Here is a 14,989-nt window from a genome sequence, read left to right on the forward strand (position 1 = left end):
TCGGAATTCTGTCAGTATAGGCGGGTCAGGATTCGCCTTCGAAGTCTTCTGGCGACACGTGGTCAAGGAACTCTCGGAACTGGGCGACTTCGTCTTCGTCAGGTTCCGGACCTTCGATTCCGGCCTGCCCCATCAGCTCCGCTGTGGTGTAGACGGGGCATTCGGCGACAAGCGCCATGGCAACCGCATCCGATGGGCGCGCAGACACCGTGTGTCCACCGCCGGTGCGCAGCTCCGCGTAGTAGGTGTGCGAATCGATGGCCGTGATGTGCACCGACTCCAGTGTGTCGCCGTACTCTTCGATCAGGTTGACCATGAGGTTGTGCGACAGCGGCCGAGGAGGAGCCATCCCCCTGAGTGCGATGCCGATTGCATTGGCTTCGGATGAGCCGATCCAGATCGGCAGGAATCGTGGCTGAGCTGCTTCTTTGAGAAGCAGGATCGGCTGGTTTGCCGGCAGTTCAATGCGAACCCCGACCACTTCGAGCTGAACTTCGGTCACGCAGTCCTCGGACGCTGCTGGAAGATCATGCGGAACTTGCCGATCTGCACATCGGCACCGTTCTGCAGTTCGACTTCGTCAATGAGCTGACGGCCGACGTAGGTGCCGTTGAGAGAACCTGTGTCCCGCAGGGCGAAGCCCGAGGGAGTGCGGATGAACTCGGCGTGCCTGCGTGAGACCGTCACATCGTCCAGGAAGATGTCGGCGTTGGGGTTGCGTCCGACTGTCACAACGTCGGTGTCGAGAAGGATCTGCGCCCCGGCATCAGGCCCGGAGACGACCACGAGAAGCGCGTCGGTTTCCTGCAGGTGGCCGATATCGGGAACGGAGCGGATTTCCCCAGTGCGCGGGTCAAGGATGCCGCTGATCGGCGCCGGCTGAGCCGCCTGCGTCTGGTGCAGTGAGGTTTCCGGCTGGTACTCGAAGTTTCTTCCCTGGTTGCCGGGATAGGGCTGCTGAGTCATCAAGCACCTTCACTTTCAACATGTGCGCGGTAGGCTTCGGCGTCGAGGAGCGCTTCGATCTCCGAAGGGTCAGAAAGCGCGATTTCCAGCATCCAGCCTTCACCATAGGGGTCGCTGTTGATGATTTCGGGTTCATCTTCCAGCGCTTCGTTGACGCGCAGGACTTCTCCGGAAACAGGGGCTTTGAGGTCTGAAACGCTCTTGGTTGATTCGACCTCGCCGAAATCTTCCCCGGCTTCGATACTGTCGCCGACTTCGGGCAGGTCCACGAAGACGACGTCGCCGAGCTGATCCTGAGCGAAATCGGTGATTCCGATGCGCACGGCAGCGGCATCGGCAGTCGCGTCGACCCATTCGTGGTCTCGCGAATACTTGAGGTTCTGCGGTGCTGCAGCGTCAGACATGTCTTCTCCTTGCTCAGGCCTGCTCAAACCTGCCCTTTCAGCTTCCGAAGATAGCATCTGCCGCCGGCTGATACCGCATACACCGAAGCTGAAGTTATGGCGCGCACTCATCGTATCAACTTTAAGTCGCACACCTCACCTGCTGTTTCAAACACGACATCGGCCATTCTCGTTTTGCCTTCGCGTGGACAAGGCGCTAGCATGTACGAGGCTCAACGCCACGGGCTATGGCGCAGCTTGGTAGCGCGCTTGACTGGGGGTCAAGAGGTCGTGGGTTCAAATCCCGCTAGCCCGACGGAAATGCCCAGGTCAGACACTGTTTCTGACCTGGGCTTCGTCATGTCCGGAGTCGTTCGCGACTACCCCCGGCGCCTCCCGCTCCTCCGGCCGGAATGGCCTCCGGCCAGAGCCGGGCTCCCAGCCAGCAAGAACCCTGCCAGGCACTTTCTTTTGCGAAGCATTAGTGCTCCTTCTGAAGTGTGTTTCGCACCGGAATGTCCGGTGATAGGAGCATAGGTGCCTCGCAAGACCGCTCTCACCCCTCATTCGAGGTATATGGAGCCTGGCCGGCTTCACCTATGCCGAGATATCGATTGCCCTCAGATGTCACAGGACACGGATACCGGGGTGGGCCTGCGAACATGACGGACACTTCTCGCGATTACCCTATGCCCTTGGTTGAGACCGCCCCTGAGGTGCTTCCATGCCTCTTAGGCCGAGTAGAAGCGGTGCTGAAGGGCGCGGACGATGAGTTGAGCCAGATTCTCCGCCTGAAGTTTTTCTCGCAGATGCTTCGCCTGTGTCTTCGCCGTCCAAACGGAGATGCCCTGGGTCTCGGCTATCTCCTCGTATCCGCGCCCCTCGCAGATCAGAGTGAGCACTTCATGCTCGCGTTCGGTAATTTGAGGGCTCACTGCAGGGGCGTCAGGTAGGGCGTCGCCGGCGATGACAATGTCTCGCGCGAGGAACTTCAACATGCTGGGGTCGTCTCCACGTGCAGCAGCGCGGACCGTTTCGCGCAGAGTTGATTCGGAGCAAGTCTTATTCACCGCAGCGGCCGCACCCGCTTCGAGAGCACGTGCGAGCCCTGGCCCCGGGGAGACGGTGCTGAGGATGATCACAGTCGCGTCTGGGTCGAGCTTACGAATGCGAAGGGTCGCATCCACGCCGCTGATCCCGTCGGGCATATTGACGTCCATGAGGACCACGTCTGGACGGTGCTGCCGGTAGCTTTCAACGGCTTCTTCACCGCTATGAACTGGCGGGAGCACACTCATGTCGGGCTCAGTGACAAGCGCGTAGGAGAGCGCTCGTGTGGTCCATTGGTCGTCGTCCACGATGAGCACCGAAAGGCGTCCGTGAGCGCTCGGCGCTTGCACCGGGATGTGGCGGCCTGAAAGGTTCATTTGCAGTACTTCTGAAACTTCTTCTTGTCGATGACGCGCCAGATAACGCACTTGTAGGGATTTCGCGTGGTGCTGACGTCGATTTCATCAGTTGCCGATGCCGAGTGGATGGACACGGTGGCGGGGGCGCGTTCGACTGGGGCGGTCAGGGGGGAGAGTTGAAGCGCAGCAGCGGTCGAGAGGGCGACGATGAGTTTCATGCTCTAAGAGAACGCCAATTCCACCTCCTCGGACATCCCTCATACGAGGTATCTACATTGCGACCTCGTTCCCTACGGGAATCGCGACCTTAATCGCGAACATCCCCTCGTCATGAGACGTGCTCAAACGCCCTCCTGCACGTTCCACCCGCGCGCTGAGACTTCGGGGCGTACGCGTAGGTGCTTGCAGAGCTGGATTGGACGCTTCGAACTCGATCCATATCTCCATCTGCCTCTCAACCTGCTCGACAGATATCGCGCATGAGGACGTTGCTGAGGAGTGTTTGACCATGTTCGTAGCGAGCTCCTTGAGAATGAACTGAGCCGTCTCAAGCGTCTCTGCAGGCACGTCACTCGGCAGAGCTTCGACGCGGATCCCAATATCGAACCCGCCTGCCTCTGTAGCTGAACCGATCATCTCCGCAGCCTTGAGCATCTCAACGTCGAATGCCCTCATGGTCCGTCGTCCATCAGGATCGCCGGTGAGTCGGGCCAGCAGCACACGAAGCTGCTGCTGCGTGTGTACATTGACCAGCGCCAACTCCGTGACTCTCGAATCGGAGCGATCCTCCATACGGGCCTCAACACCGAGCATACGAATGATCGCTGCCTCCGCGGCCAGACCGTGAGAGACAGTGTCGTGCGTATCGAGCGCGAGTTCCAACCGCATCCTCTCTACGTTTCTCTCGTGTGAGCGTGCCTGTGCTGTTCTCATCGAGATCTCAGACTGGATACGCTGCTCGAATGCTGCTGCTACAAGTCCGAGGATCACGGCAAGTAGCCACCCGAAAGCCATCGTAAAGAGCGACTCACCATCCCCCTCCCAGATTCCCACTGCCGTATGGGCAACCACGATCCCGAATAGCAGCAGCGTCAGTAAGGAAAACGAACGGATCCGCAGCTGACTCAGGACAAGCGCGATCGCGGCTTCAGCAACGGTCGGAAATGGATTGACGAACTCGGGGAAGGTGATCCCAAAGACAACGAATAGCACTAACCCCATCAAGCCAGCAGTGAGCGGGACGAAACAGACGCTGACAATCAGGATCGCCCCGAGTACCTGGAACGCAACATACTGAGGATTCGACGATTCCATTGCCGCCGGCATGAGTCCTGCAACGCTGATAAGGAGCAATAGCACTCGGAAGGGCAGGTCCACGAACCTCGGACCTCTCATGAAACTGATCCATTTCGGCGTCGCCGCGCGGGAGGGTCTCACGACGAATTGTCTCGTCACCACCGAATATCGTCCTTTTTCGCCTCCAGGAGAATCATCAGTGTCTTTACGGTAGCGGTGAACGAGGCTCGGACCAGCGTCATGGAGGTCACAGTTCGATACACCTGCGACTCAACCCACGACGCTGTTCCCGACGACGGATGCAACGGCTATTGGGCTCATCGCGTTCGAGGCTGCAGTAGGTGTGTACTGCCCGGTCTCTACCAGGGGCCGGAGGGGAGGACGTTGTGCGTGAGGTTGCGTAATTCGAGCACGGTGCCGCGGGGGGTGCTCGATACGACCAATGATCGCCGCCGTGAGCCTGCTTCCGGTGCCGGGGCTCGACGGTGTCCCACAGCCATACCCAACGGCAGTCTGCGCAGGGGGCAACGGTGGGCCCGGACCTGCAGCATGTGGGGTCCGAAGGAGACGTGGAGGAGTGTCCTGGTTGCGCTGTCTCGAGGCACCGCGGCCTGGCCGCAACAGGGCAGTCTGATGGACTGTTCATTCCCGAGCTTTATGGTCAGGGTCGACCGTTGCCCGATGGCTAAGTGTCCGTGTCCACCAAGTCTGGCCCACTAGGGTCGTGCCGCCAGTCGTCTTCGGGGCGTCTGAGGGTGAGAACACATGTGCGCAGACTGTGTCTGCTGCGTCGCCAGTCGCCGAGATCGCCCAGTCAATTTCCAATACCGAAGTCGCCTCGCCCGGATAAAGGCTGAATCAAGTCTGATGATCACATTCCAGAGACGTGGAGCAACGGCGTGCAAGGGCCGGACGGTAAACGTGACGTCTATCGTCCGGCCCTTGCACGCCGACTCAAGGAGCGGAGCTACCTGAAAACCGCTAGTTCTGACCGACTGCTTCGTCTCGTGGCTCTGATTCACACACCGATGTGTGTTCCTTACGTCGAGCTCGCCTAACCATCCAAATTACGGTTCCGGTGATGACCAAGATGATAGCTATCACCAGGACAACCCCGAGTATGTCGTATCCGTCTGGTACTAGAGGATTCATCTAGATCACGAGTCCTTTCAGGTCCACCCATTGAAGGTTACTTTGCCGCCGGCGTTGGCCTTAAGAGTCTGATAGCCCTCGCGGGTCGACCAATTCATCCCCTTGATGACCCCACGCTCAACGCGGACCTTGCATTTGAAGGTTGCCGTCGAGGACGTGAAGGCCTTGCTCTGCTTGCTTACGGTCACATTCTTGCCAGGCACGATGTTCTTGACGACCTGGCACCCATAATCGGTGATCTTGGTGATTTTACCCTTGTTGGACGAGTATTTCCCCCAGACCTTCGTTTCAGTCAACTTGATGCCAGCGAACTTGAACCATTGCGTGCCCCAAACTGACCGGCCGACTGCAGCAGCAGTGTAGATCTGGGGTTCGTTCAGAGAAACAAAGGCCGCATTGACTACAGTTGCTGCCTCCTCCACTGCCTCGTCTTCCGCTTCGTAGCCTTGACCGTATTCGTCCGTCTCGTGGTACTCGAATCCCCATTGTGCGTCCCCGTCGGTCAACACCGTGGCATCTTCAGTGGATTCTTCGACGGATTCTTCACTTGGGTCAAAAGGAGATACCTCGCTCTCACCAGTGAGGACCTCGCCCAGCTCAACACGCAGACTCGGATCCAGATCCTCGAGAAGCTCCAGGCCCAGTTTGGCCTCTTCGTCGCCTTCGTTGGCCTTTACGCCCAACTCCTGCTCGAACTCGACGAGCGCCTCCGCGGAAGTCATCGCAGCTTCTTCAGCGAGAGCAGGAGTCGCGATCCCACCCAGGCACAAGAAACCTACAGCGGTCATGCCGACGAGCGGGCGTATCAATGAAGCGGGTCTAGTTTTCATATTCTTTTCTCCGGTGTGCGAGTAGACGCCAATAGAGCGCCGGATGTGTCGACATCAAACTGTCCTTCACCCTGTCTGCACTTTAGATTGCGACTTTGGTCTGTTGCATACCTCAAACGAGGTAAAACCGCTTCGGAAGGTTGTGCTGGCAGCTGAGACGTGTCACACGTTTGGCTGTGACAGGGCGTCTATCTCGCCGCCGAACGCCTGTGGCGCACCGACGCGCGCATCACGCAGATGCACTACACCCCCACGACGGGGTCGTCGACCTCGCCACCGATGGTCATCACGAGGGGGTCTTCGTCACCGACGGCTAGGCGGCCGAGGTGGCTTGGTCCCATCGAGCCACCTCGGGAGCGTTCCGCACCTGCTCGCATTCACGAGCCACAGCGAGCGAAGGACCGAGGCTATCCCCACGCCGGACTTCACTCACGGCTCGTGGGAGCGACGGCCAGACAGGGGCTAGATTGACTTTCGGGACATAGCGCGCCTGAAAGGCGTGGCCCCTGGTCGGCGCCACGTCGGGTCAGAAGGTAGGAGTCACCTGCCGACCCACGCGCACTTCGCCTACGCAGCGGCGTCAGTGCCGGCTTTGTTCGCCGCCTGCCACACCGCATTCACATAGGCCTCATCGGGGTTGTAGGAGAAAACCGCCTTCGTCCACTCCTCCGGTGTCGTGATGCTGCGCTCGGCGCACAGGTAGGCCGCGGCTGTCACGGCCGCATCGTCATAGCTGTGCGGATCTTTTTTGCCGTCGCCGTTGGCGTCAACTGCCATCTTGTCCCACACGCTGGGCAGGAACTGCATGGGTCCGACCGCGCGATCGTGCTCATTGTCCCCGTCGAGCCGTCCCCCGTCGGTGTCGGTGATGACAGCCGTGCCGCGCACAGAGCCGTCGAGCTTCGGCCCGAAGATCTCCGGACCTACCACCCCGGTGTCATCGACGGCGGACCCGCCGATGGTGCCGTGGGCTGTTTCGACGAACCCGATGCCCGCCAAGGTCGTCCATCCCAAGCCGCATTCGGGGTGTTCCCTGCCCGCCCACGCTTCGGCGGTGACATAGGACTGCAGAGCACGCGCCGGTATCCCGGTCTTTTCGGCTGTTGCTGTGAGCCATGGCGATTCGAGCTGCGGAGGCTGAGCGCTCTGCTGTTCATCAGCGGGGAGATCAGGTGATTCGGGGCGCTCCGGCACTGGTGGTGGAGTCGCGTGGGTCGCGGAGTCATCGTTCTGCAGCTGAACCACCAGAAGTCCGCCGAGCACAAGACTTGCGATTCCCAGCAGGGCGCACACAGCCGCTGTCGCGTGCTTCATCGGCGCCTCCGCGTCAGGATGCCGATGGGCACGGCAAGCAGAACCCCTCCGAGGCCGAAGGCACCGCCTGCCACCAGCCACAGCAGAGGCGAGCGCTGTGCCTGTCGCTGCTGTGGCTGGACTGCCTGCGGAGGAGCGGCGGCTGACACCAGGCTGTACGCGCCTTCGCAGCGTTCGAGCGCCGTGTCGACCGCACTGCCTTTGTCGGAGCGCAGTTCGCCCACACTCACGTTGAGCTTCGCGTCTTTTCCGTCGATCCGCAGGCCGAGCGTGTATTGGCCCGGCTGTGTGAAGCTCAGCGTCGGCATCATCGTGCTCTGCGCGGGCACTGAGAAGCTTTCGCCCTCTTGGGCAAGGAGTTCTTCTGCGCCGACCGGGTCGATTGTCAGCAGCGAGACGCTGCCGGGGCCGTTGACTTCGGCCAGCTCAATCTGCTTATCCGCGTTGCCGGCCGTGAACTGCAGCTGCGGACTGCCGGGCAGACCGGTGCGCCACTCCCCCTGCTGCTTGGCGTCTGCGGCAATTCCCATTGCCGTGGCGCTTTCTGCTTCGGCAATTCCGCTTCGAATGGTGCGGGCATCGCCGTCGCACATCATCGCGTAGGCCGGCAGGGCTTCGGGGAGGGCCGGTTCTTCGTCGGCTGTTCCGGTTTCCCAAGAGGGCGTCGCACGAAACTGCGGGGTCGGCTGTTGCTCACCGGGGTTCTCTCCTTGACTCTGATCGTCTGGCGAGGCGGAGCTCGTCTGGTCTTCTGTCTCGTCCGGGTGGTACTCGTGCGGGGGCTGGCCCGGCTGGTCGACCGAGGGAAGCAGATCGACGGAATCCGGGCAGTCAATATCACCTTCTGGTCCCAGCGCGAATCGCTGACCCAGAAGGACTTTTTCTACACGGGGGCTGGTGCGGTCACCGTCGCGAACAGCAATGCAGTACACGCCCGCGGGCCCCGTGACGGACACCTCGAGGGCCCCTCCGTGTTTCCAGTGTGCGGTCAGCGGCACGGGCCTTTCGAGAATTCTCAGCGCATCGGCGTCGGCGAAGCTCAGTTCGCCATCGGAGATGACGGCTCTTCCGGCGGCGGGAAAGTCGACGGTTCCTCCCGTCTTCCCCTCAACGCGGATCTGCGCTTCGCCTTTCGGTTCGGCAGCGGCTGCCGTCCCCGGGGCGAGCACAGCGAGAGCGCACGCAGCAGCGGCGACCAGACGGCACATCGTCATGCGGACCTCAACCGGAAGATGAGTCCGTGGCGCGGAGCTGCCAGCCATGCCGCACAGAAGACTGCGGTGAGCACAAGAACGATGGTGCCGCCGACCGGGGTGTCAAGAGTCCAGGACAGCCACAGGCCGATGAACGCTGACACCGCACCGATGGTCGGTGCGAGGACGAACATGACGGACAGGCGCTCTGTCAGCATCCGGGCGACAGCGGCGGGCGTGATGAGCAGGCCGAGCACCAGGATGTTGCCGACCGTTTGAATGGAGAAGACGACGGCCAGCGTCACGCACACGTAGAGCAGCATGTCGATCCAGAACACGCGGATGCCCTGCACGGCCGCAAACTCTCGGTCGAGGCTGACGGCGACGAGCTGCTGGTGGAAAACCGCCAACAGAACCGCAATGAAAGCTCCAACGGCCGCGACGACCACGAGGTCGTGCACCGGGACTCCCGTCAGGGAGCCGAACAGAAAGTCGGTGAGTGATCCCGCGTAGCCGGGCGCCCGGGAGATGATGACGATGCCCAGACCGAAAGCCGCCACGAGGAACACACCGATGACGGAGTCTTCCCGCAGTCTGCGCAGCTGTGACACCACTGCGACGGCCAGCGAGGTGGCCAGTCCCGCAATGATTCCGCCGAGCGCGAGGTCGGCTCCGATGACGAAGGCTGTGGCGAGCCCTGGGAAGACGGCGTGCGAAACGGCGTCGCCGATGAAGCTCATCCCGCGCAGCACAACATAGGTGCCGACGATTCCGCACAGCGCGGCGGCCAGGACGGCCATGGCGAGCGCGCGGGGCAGGAATGCAAGCTGCGGGTTGAACAGGTCGGTAAAGAAGTCCAGGGGCGTCACACTGCCTCCAGAAGGGAGGAAGTCGCGTCGATGCCGAAGACGTCGGCCCACAGTTCGCGACTGCGGATGTCCTCTGTTGCGTCGTGCGCGCGCACGGTTCCGTCGAACAGCACCCAGTGGGAGCAGGTGCGCAGGGCTGCCGGGAGGTCGTGGGTGGACATGAAGATGGCTGTGCCGCTGCGGGCAAGGTCAGTGAAGACGTCGGTGAGGAACTCCTGTGTCGGCATGTCGACTCCGGTGAAAGGTTCGTCAAGCAGGAGAACGTCGGCTCCTCCCACGAGGGCGCGCGCTACGAGAACACGCTGTTTCTGCCCACCCGAGAGCGCACCGACGGGCCGGTTGGCGAAGTCGGCGAGGTGGACGTGAGCCAGCGCCCTGTCGACCGCTCGATAGTGCTCGACCGGCCGCAGCAGGCGCCTGGGCAGCCCCGTCATGACGGCGGTGGACACCGTGACGGGAAAGTCCCACGCGAAGGACTGGTGCTGCGGCACGTAGCCGGGACGGTTCTTCCTGGAGATCGGCTTGCCGTTGACCGTGATGGTTCCAGTAGACGGGATGGTGCCGAGGATGGAGCGCAGCAGGGTTGTTTTGCCGGCGCCGTTGGGTCCCAGCAGCGCGGTGAACTCCCCGGCCCGGATCTCAAGGTCGGCGCCGCGGACGATTGTCCGCCCGCCCAGTGAGGCCGTGACCCGGTCCAGTGTCAGCAGCGGCTCACTCACGGCTGCCACCCGCGGCCCTGCGGCGTCGGTTGATGACGGCGATGACGGTGAAGAAAACAGCGGCGAGAACTGCAACAGCGCCGATGCCGATGGCGATGAGAACCGCCGGGTCGGTGCCCTGAGCGCCACTGTCCGCCGGCTGTGCCCTGTCCTGTTCGCCTGATGCCGGCTGCGTGGCTTCTGCCTGGGCTGCTTCCTTGGGGTCGGCGTCATCGCCGACAGCAAGCCGGATGGTCTGTGTGTCTTCGCTCGTGGTGCCGTCGCTGCGCTTGGAGCTCAGGCTGACGGTCACCAGGTAGACGCCGGGCTTCGTGAAGACCCAGTTGGCGTGCGTGTGGGTGTTGAGGTCGACATTGACGTCGGCCGCTTTGTCTCCCGTCCACAGAACATCGGGTTCGCCGAAATCACCGTTCTGCAGGAACAGGCTCACCTTCCCCGGTCCCTGTGCGCCGGTGAAGCGCAGGGTGACCTTGTCAACCGCGCCGTCGAGGAATGCGGGGTCCTGTGTGTTCCAGCCCAGCCACGGCACGCCGGGCTGTTCGACCTGGGGAATGATCCACACGTCGTCCCCGGTCGAGGCGCCGGTGAAGTCGTACTGGTCTCCTTCTGGGATCTGTGTCTTGGCGGTGTCACCGACTTGGAGGACGAGGTCGTCCAGGTGCCGCCACACGGGTGTGCTTTCGGTGTCATCGCGCGCGGCGAACACCAGTCCGTCCTGGGTGATCTTCGGTCCCAGGTCGATGTGGCCTTCTGAGCGCACGACCTGCTCGCTGCCGAAGGCCTCGTCACTGGTGACTTTCTGCTGCAGTCCGTCTTGACCGCCGTCGGCTGGTGCCGCTGCTGCTGGTGTTCCGCTGGCGACGATGGCTGCGGTCATGGCGGCGGCGAGGATGCCTGAGAGTCTCTTTGCGATTTTCATGGTGCGAGGCAGCCTTTCAGAGTGCGGGCGTTAGTGCGCATGAGTTCGATGTAGCTGGATACGTGATTGTCAAAAGTGTCGGAATAGAGCGTGCAGACTTCGGCGCCTTCCGCGGCGGCCGCATCTGTCAGCGCGGGTGAGCGGCCCATCGGCTCCAGGAACACGGCCGGTATGTCGAGGTTCCGGATGGTGTCGCCGAGTCTGCGCCGGTCTGCGGCAGACGGCTCTGCTCCCGGGTAAGGGCTTGCGAAGCCGGCGATTGAAAGCCCGTAGGCATCCGCGAAGTACCGGTACGCGTCGTGCGCTGTGACGATGTGCCGCCTGTGTTTGGGTATTGCGTCGATCTCACGGCGCACTTCGGCGTCCAACTGGTCGAGCTGGTCGATGTACTTCGCAGCGTTCGCCCTGTAGGTTTCGGCGTTTGCGGGATCGGCGCGGCTGAAGACATCGCGGATGACCTTGACGTAGGCGATCGCGTTGTCTGCTGACAGCCACATGTGCGGGTCGATTTCCCCGTGGACGTGTTTGCCGAGCACAGCCTGTGGCAGCAGGTAGGTGGGTGTGCCTGCAGGTCCGAGGAACGACGCTCCGCGCGGGATGTCCCTCCATGCGCTGTTGGTCACGGATACGGCGGTTTCGGCCGGGTCCAGGTACTCCAGTCCCCCGCCCTTTTTGTCCACGGCCAGGGCGAATCTGCCGGCATCGGCATCGACCGTGATGTCGGCGTGGCCCGCATCGACAACCCTGCGGCCTTTCATTTCCGGGATCGTCGCGGGGTCCTTGCCGACGACGACTGCAAAATCGCCGCTGGCCAGCTGCTGTTCGCGGCTGTCTTCGGCGCGCGTGGCCAAACCGGCGGAGAACCGCAGCCGGTAGACCCCCGGTTTGCTGAAGGCCCAGGACACGTGGGTGTGGGCTGCCGGAGGCAGACTCACCAGATCTTCCGGGCCGAAGCCGTCAGTCGTGTCGAACAGCACGTCCGTCTGGCCCAGTGAGCGCGTGAGGAACGTGTGCGCTGAAGCTCCTTCCGGCACGGAAGCCCCCGTCATCCTCAAACGCACCTCAGAACTGCGGTCGGCACCTCGAGAATCCGCGGTGCCGTGCACTCGCAGCCCCAACCACACGGTGTCCAGGTGGACGTCTTCAACCAGCGGGATGACATTGGCCCCGTGTTTCACTGCGCTTTCGGCCACGGCCGCGTTGATAGACGTTTTCGGCAGGTTTGCATCGACCGTCGTGATGAGCCGGTGCTCTTCGAGCATCTGGTAGTTCGTCAGGGCGACGTCGGCGTAGACGATGCTGCGCACGTCCCGCAGGGTCGGCTCGTAGCTGTGCGGGTCGGCTCCTTTGGGCACAAGCGGCTGGACCTGGGCGGCATCACCTGCAACATGCGAGGCCAGGTCGGCGATGATGCCGGTTGTGGCGACCACGCGCAGCTGTTCTGTGCTGCTGGGCAGACCCGTTGCACAGCCGGTCAGGGCGAGGGCCGCGGCACTTGCTGCCGCGACCCTCAGCAGTCGGCGGACCTTCACTTGGAGGTGCGACGACGCTGGATCCAGACGGCTGCCGCACCGACGGTCAGCAGGCCAAGACCGACAGAGCCGGTCACACCGAGGCCGTTCACGCCGGTTCGGGGCAGCGCGCACGGATCACCCGCTGGCTGCTGTGCTGGCGAGGCGGAATCGTCAGCAGTCTGCTCCCCCGTCTGCGGCGTGGCGCCGCCTGTCGGCTGCTCCCCAGCCTGCTGCTGGCCCTCAGCCGGCTGCTGGTCGGCTTTGATGCTGCCGCCGGCCTGTGCGCCGCCTCCGACGTTGAAGTGCAGGGTGCCGTCGGCGGTCGTGGTGCCGCCGGACTTCAGCGCCACGGTGAACCGGATGTTGGCGGTGTAGGTGCCGGGCTTTGTGAACGCCCAGAAGCCGTGCTGGTGTGTTCCCACCGGCACCTGGTAGGAGTCGCCGGCCTTGCTGAACACACGGGTGGCGCTGCCGCCGCCGAGTCCGCTGCCGCCGAGGAAGACGTGCATCTGGCCGGGACCGCTGACATTGGTCAGAGTCATCGTGACTTTCGATGCGCGGTTCATGATCTCTGGGTCCTGGGTGTTCCAGCCCAGCCACGGGACGCGGTCTTCCTGCTGCTGCGAAATCATGTAGACCTGTGATCCGGCGGAACCGAGGAACTCGTAGCCGGCCGGAACGGGCTTCTTTGCGGCCTGGCCGATGATGAATTCAACGTCGTCGGGGTTGCGCCACACCGGCGGTGCGGTGCGGTCGTCTTTGATCTGTGCGGAGGCCTGTCCACCGTTCAGTCGCGCTCCGAAGTCGAAGTGACCGGCTTCTGCGCGCACGCGCTGGCCCTTTGGAGCTGTGCTGCCCTGGGCACCAGTGCCGCTTGCGCCTCCCGCGGCGGATCCGCCGGACGCACCGGCACTTCCGGCGGCGTCGCCACCAGCGCCACCACCGGCTGAGCTGTCCGGCACGCACGGCTGAGGTGCCGATCCGGCCGGCTGCGCTGCAGACTGTGCGCCGGGGGCAGCTGGGGCGGCCGCTGCGCCGCCGGCGGACGGAGAACCGTTTGACTCCGTGTCTTTCTGCGGGGCCTTCTGGTTCTGCCCTTCGCCTTCGATGTCAATTGTCACCGGCTCTGAGACAGTCTGCGCACCGGTTTTTGCCACAGCCAGTGCGCGGACCTGCATGTCGCGGTAGTCGTCTGTCAGCTTCGGCAGGACGAGCTTGCGCCCAGCAGCACCCTGGTAGCTGCGCCAGCTGTCACCGCGCTGCTTGGTCTGCCACTGGACCTGAACATCGGTCTTTGCCTTGACCTTCGCCGTCAGCTTCGGCTGGTCCCCCAGCTTGTAGGAGTCTTTGTCCTTCGTGACTTTCACGGTGTCCGGTGCGAGTTCGGCGTTGCCGGAGTCGGTCGGAGAATTCGGCTGGTTGGGCGCATGGCCCTCTCCGGGGCCCGAGGTGCCGCCCCCGGGACCGCTGGGCGGCTGTGTGCCGCCGGGGTTGTCTGGGTTCGGCTGCTCGCCCGAATCGTCGGCGGGCTTCTTCAGTTCGTCGATGCCGGCTTGGCCAACAGCGAAGACGTATTCCTTTTCGTCAGCGGTTTTCTTTCCCCCAACGGTGGCCTCGGCGGAGAACACGAGGCGGTAGACACCGGGCTTGGTGAAGGTCCAGTTGGCGTGAACGTGTGCGCCCAGCGACTGGGCGTAGCTGGAGTGCTTCGGATCTGATGAGGACAGGATGCGCTTGGTGCCGAACAGACCCGCCTGGAAGAGCTCGACCTGCGCACCTTCTGGCAGGACGGATTTCTTCTGGTTGAGCCGCATCGTGACATGGTCGCCATCGACCATGCCCTCACGGATGTCCTCTGTGTTCCAGCCGGCCCAGAGGCCGTTGTGGTTCTGGACTTCGGGAATCATCCAGGCGTCTTTACCGGCAGCGCCGGTGAATTCAAAGCCTTTGGCGGGCACCTGGGTTTTGAGCGCGTCGGTCACGTGGAACGCCACGTCTTCAGGCACGAGGCGCTGACCGTTCCCGGAAGCGAGGTCGGCCTTCGTGAACAGGCGCATGTTCTTCTGCCCGTCAATGCACATGGCAACCGCGTCCGTGTGCTCTTTTTCAAGTGTCAGCCGTTCATGGTCGGCTTTGTTCTGCGCGGCCGGAGGGCACACCGCACTTGCGGCAGCACCTTCGGCGGCATTGACTGGGATGGTCGGCATAAAAGCAGAAGCGCTGATTGCAGCGGCCGCGAGCGCGGCGGTCATGGGGTGCGGACGAACCACGGTGTTTCCTCACTGTCAATGAGACTGTCGACGGGCTTAAGCTCCGCACAGGCTAGACCGGCAGGCGCCGCCGTGTCATAGAAAACCATCGACATATATGCGCATTGCTATGCGCTGCTCTTTTCAAGACTGAAACCGCGTGATTGACTGAGTGC

General features: G+C 62.6%; 14 protein-coding genes and 1 tRNA gene. 1 reads left to right on the forward strand and 14 read right to left on the reverse strand.

Translation table 11 applies throughout. The annotated features are described in order from the left end of the window. Window positions 1–25: 25 nt before the first annotated feature. The 3 genes from GC119_RS07455 to gcvH are packed head-to-tail and all read right to left on the reverse strand — an operon-like array spanning window position 26 to window position 1,370. Window positions 26–502 carry a bifunctional nuclease family protein gene (locus tag GC119_RS07455; RefSeq protein WP_070572278.1) on the reverse strand — a complete coding sequence of 159 codons (477 nt, stop codon included), beginning with the start codon at window positions 500–502 and terminating at the stop codon, window positions 26–28. Beyond that, window positions 499–966 carry an FHA domain-containing protein gene (locus GC119_RS07460; protein ID WP_083304010.1) on the reverse strand — a complete coding sequence of 156 codons (468 nt, stop codon included), beginning with the start codon at window positions 964–966 and terminating at the stop codon, window positions 499–501. The genes GC119_RS07455 and GC119_RS07460 overlap by 4 nt, the downstream gene beginning before the upstream one ends. Next, complete coding sequence (gene gcvH, locus GC119_RS07465) at window positions 966–1,370, reverse strand: glycine cleavage system protein GcvH (RefSeq protein WP_070572276.1); 405 nt, start codon at window positions 1,368–1,370, stop codon at window positions 966–968. The genes GC119_RS07460 and gcvH overlap by 1 nt, the downstream gene beginning before the upstream one ends. Window positions 1,371–1,591: 221 nt before the next feature. Between gcvH and GC119_RS07470 the strand changes: the two genes are divergently transcribed. After that, window positions 1,592–1,665, forward strand: a tRNA-Pro gene (locus tag GC119_RS07470). A gap of 415 nt (window positions 1,666–2,080) precedes the next feature. Here GC119_RS07470 and GC119_RS07475 read toward each other — a convergent pair. The 11 genes from GC119_RS07475 to GC119_RS07525 form a co-directional block, all read right to left on the reverse strand. Beyond that, on the reverse strand, window positions 2,081–2,776 hold the full coding sequence (locus tag GC119_RS07475) for a response regulator transcription factor (RefSeq protein WP_070572275.1): 696 nt from the start codon (window positions 2,774–2,776) through the stop codon (window positions 2,081–2,083). Beyond that, complete coding sequence (locus GC119_RS07480; RefSeq protein WP_070572273.1) at window positions 2,773–2,976, reverse strand: hypothetical protein; 204 nt, start codon at window positions 2,974–2,976, stop codon at window positions 2,773–2,775. Before GC119_RS07480 ends, GC119_RS07475 begins: the two co-directional genes overlap by 4 nt. Before the next feature lie 52 nt (window positions 2,977–3,028). Beyond that, a complete protein-coding gene (locus GC119_RS07485; protein ID WP_151952798.1) occupies window positions 3,029–4,213 on the reverse strand; it encodes a sensor histidine kinase in 1,185 nt (394 codons plus the stop codon). A gap of 1,010 nt (window positions 4,214–5,223) precedes the next feature. Then, the gene (locus GC119_RS07490) at window positions 5,224–5,994 is read right to left on the reverse strand and encodes a hypothetical protein (protein WP_141759542.1); all 771 of its coding nucleotides are present in this window, start codon (window positions 5,992–5,994) and stop codon (window positions 5,224–5,226) included. Window positions 5,995–6,603: 609 nt separating this feature from the next. Continuing rightward, window positions 6,604–7,350, reverse strand: a complete 747-nt coding sequence (locus tag GC119_RS07495; RefSeq protein ID WP_151952799.1) for a lytic transglycosylase domain-containing protein — start codon at window positions 7,348–7,350, stop codon at window positions 6,604–6,606. Next, the gene (locus tag GC119_RS07500; protein ID WP_151952800.1) at window positions 7,347–8,564 is read right to left on the reverse strand and encodes a hypothetical protein; all 1,218 of its coding nucleotides are present in this window, start codon (window positions 8,562–8,564) and stop codon (window positions 7,347–7,349) included. The genes GC119_RS07495 and GC119_RS07500 overlap by 4 nt, the downstream gene beginning before the upstream one ends. Next, window positions 8,561–9,412, reverse strand: a complete 852-nt coding sequence (locus GC119_RS07505; protein WP_151952801.1) for an anchored repeat-type ABC transporter permease subunit — start codon at window positions 9,410–9,412, stop codon at window positions 8,561–8,563. Before GC119_RS07505 ends, GC119_RS07500 begins: the two co-directional genes overlap by 4 nt. Then, on the reverse strand, window positions 9,409–10,131 hold the full coding sequence (locus GC119_RS07510; RefSeq protein WP_226829356.1) for a metal ABC transporter ATP-binding protein: 723 nt from the start codon (window positions 10,129–10,131) through the stop codon (window positions 9,409–9,411). The genes GC119_RS07505 and GC119_RS07510 overlap by 4 nt, the downstream gene beginning before the upstream one ends. Next, entirely contained in the window at window positions 10,124–11,050 is a 927-nt protein-coding gene (locus tag GC119_RS07515) for a choice-of-anchor M domain-containing protein (RefSeq protein ID WP_151952803.1), read from the reverse strand. The genes GC119_RS07510 and GC119_RS07515 overlap by 8 nt, the downstream gene beginning before the upstream one ends. Further along, the gene (locus tag GC119_RS07520; protein WP_151952804.1) at window positions 11,047–12,582 is read right to left on the reverse strand and encodes an anchored repeat ABC transporter, substrate-binding protein; all 1,536 of its coding nucleotides are present in this window, start codon (window positions 12,580–12,582) and stop codon (window positions 11,047–11,049) included. The genes GC119_RS07515 and GC119_RS07520 overlap by 4 nt, the downstream gene beginning before the upstream one ends. Continuing rightward, complete coding sequence (locus GC119_RS07525) at window positions 12,579–14,834, reverse strand: TIGR03773 family transporter-associated surface protein (protein ID WP_151952805.1); 2,256 nt, start codon at window positions 14,832–14,834, stop codon at window positions 12,579–12,581. Before GC119_RS07525 ends, GC119_RS07520 begins: the two co-directional genes overlap by 4 nt. Window positions 14,835–14,989 lie beyond the last annotated feature (155 nt).

Source organism: Brevibacterium sp. Marseille-P9724 (genome assembly GCF_902500275.1).
Classification (GTDB): Bacteria; Actinomycetota; Actinomycetes; order Actinomycetales; family Brevibacteriaceae; genus Brevibacterium.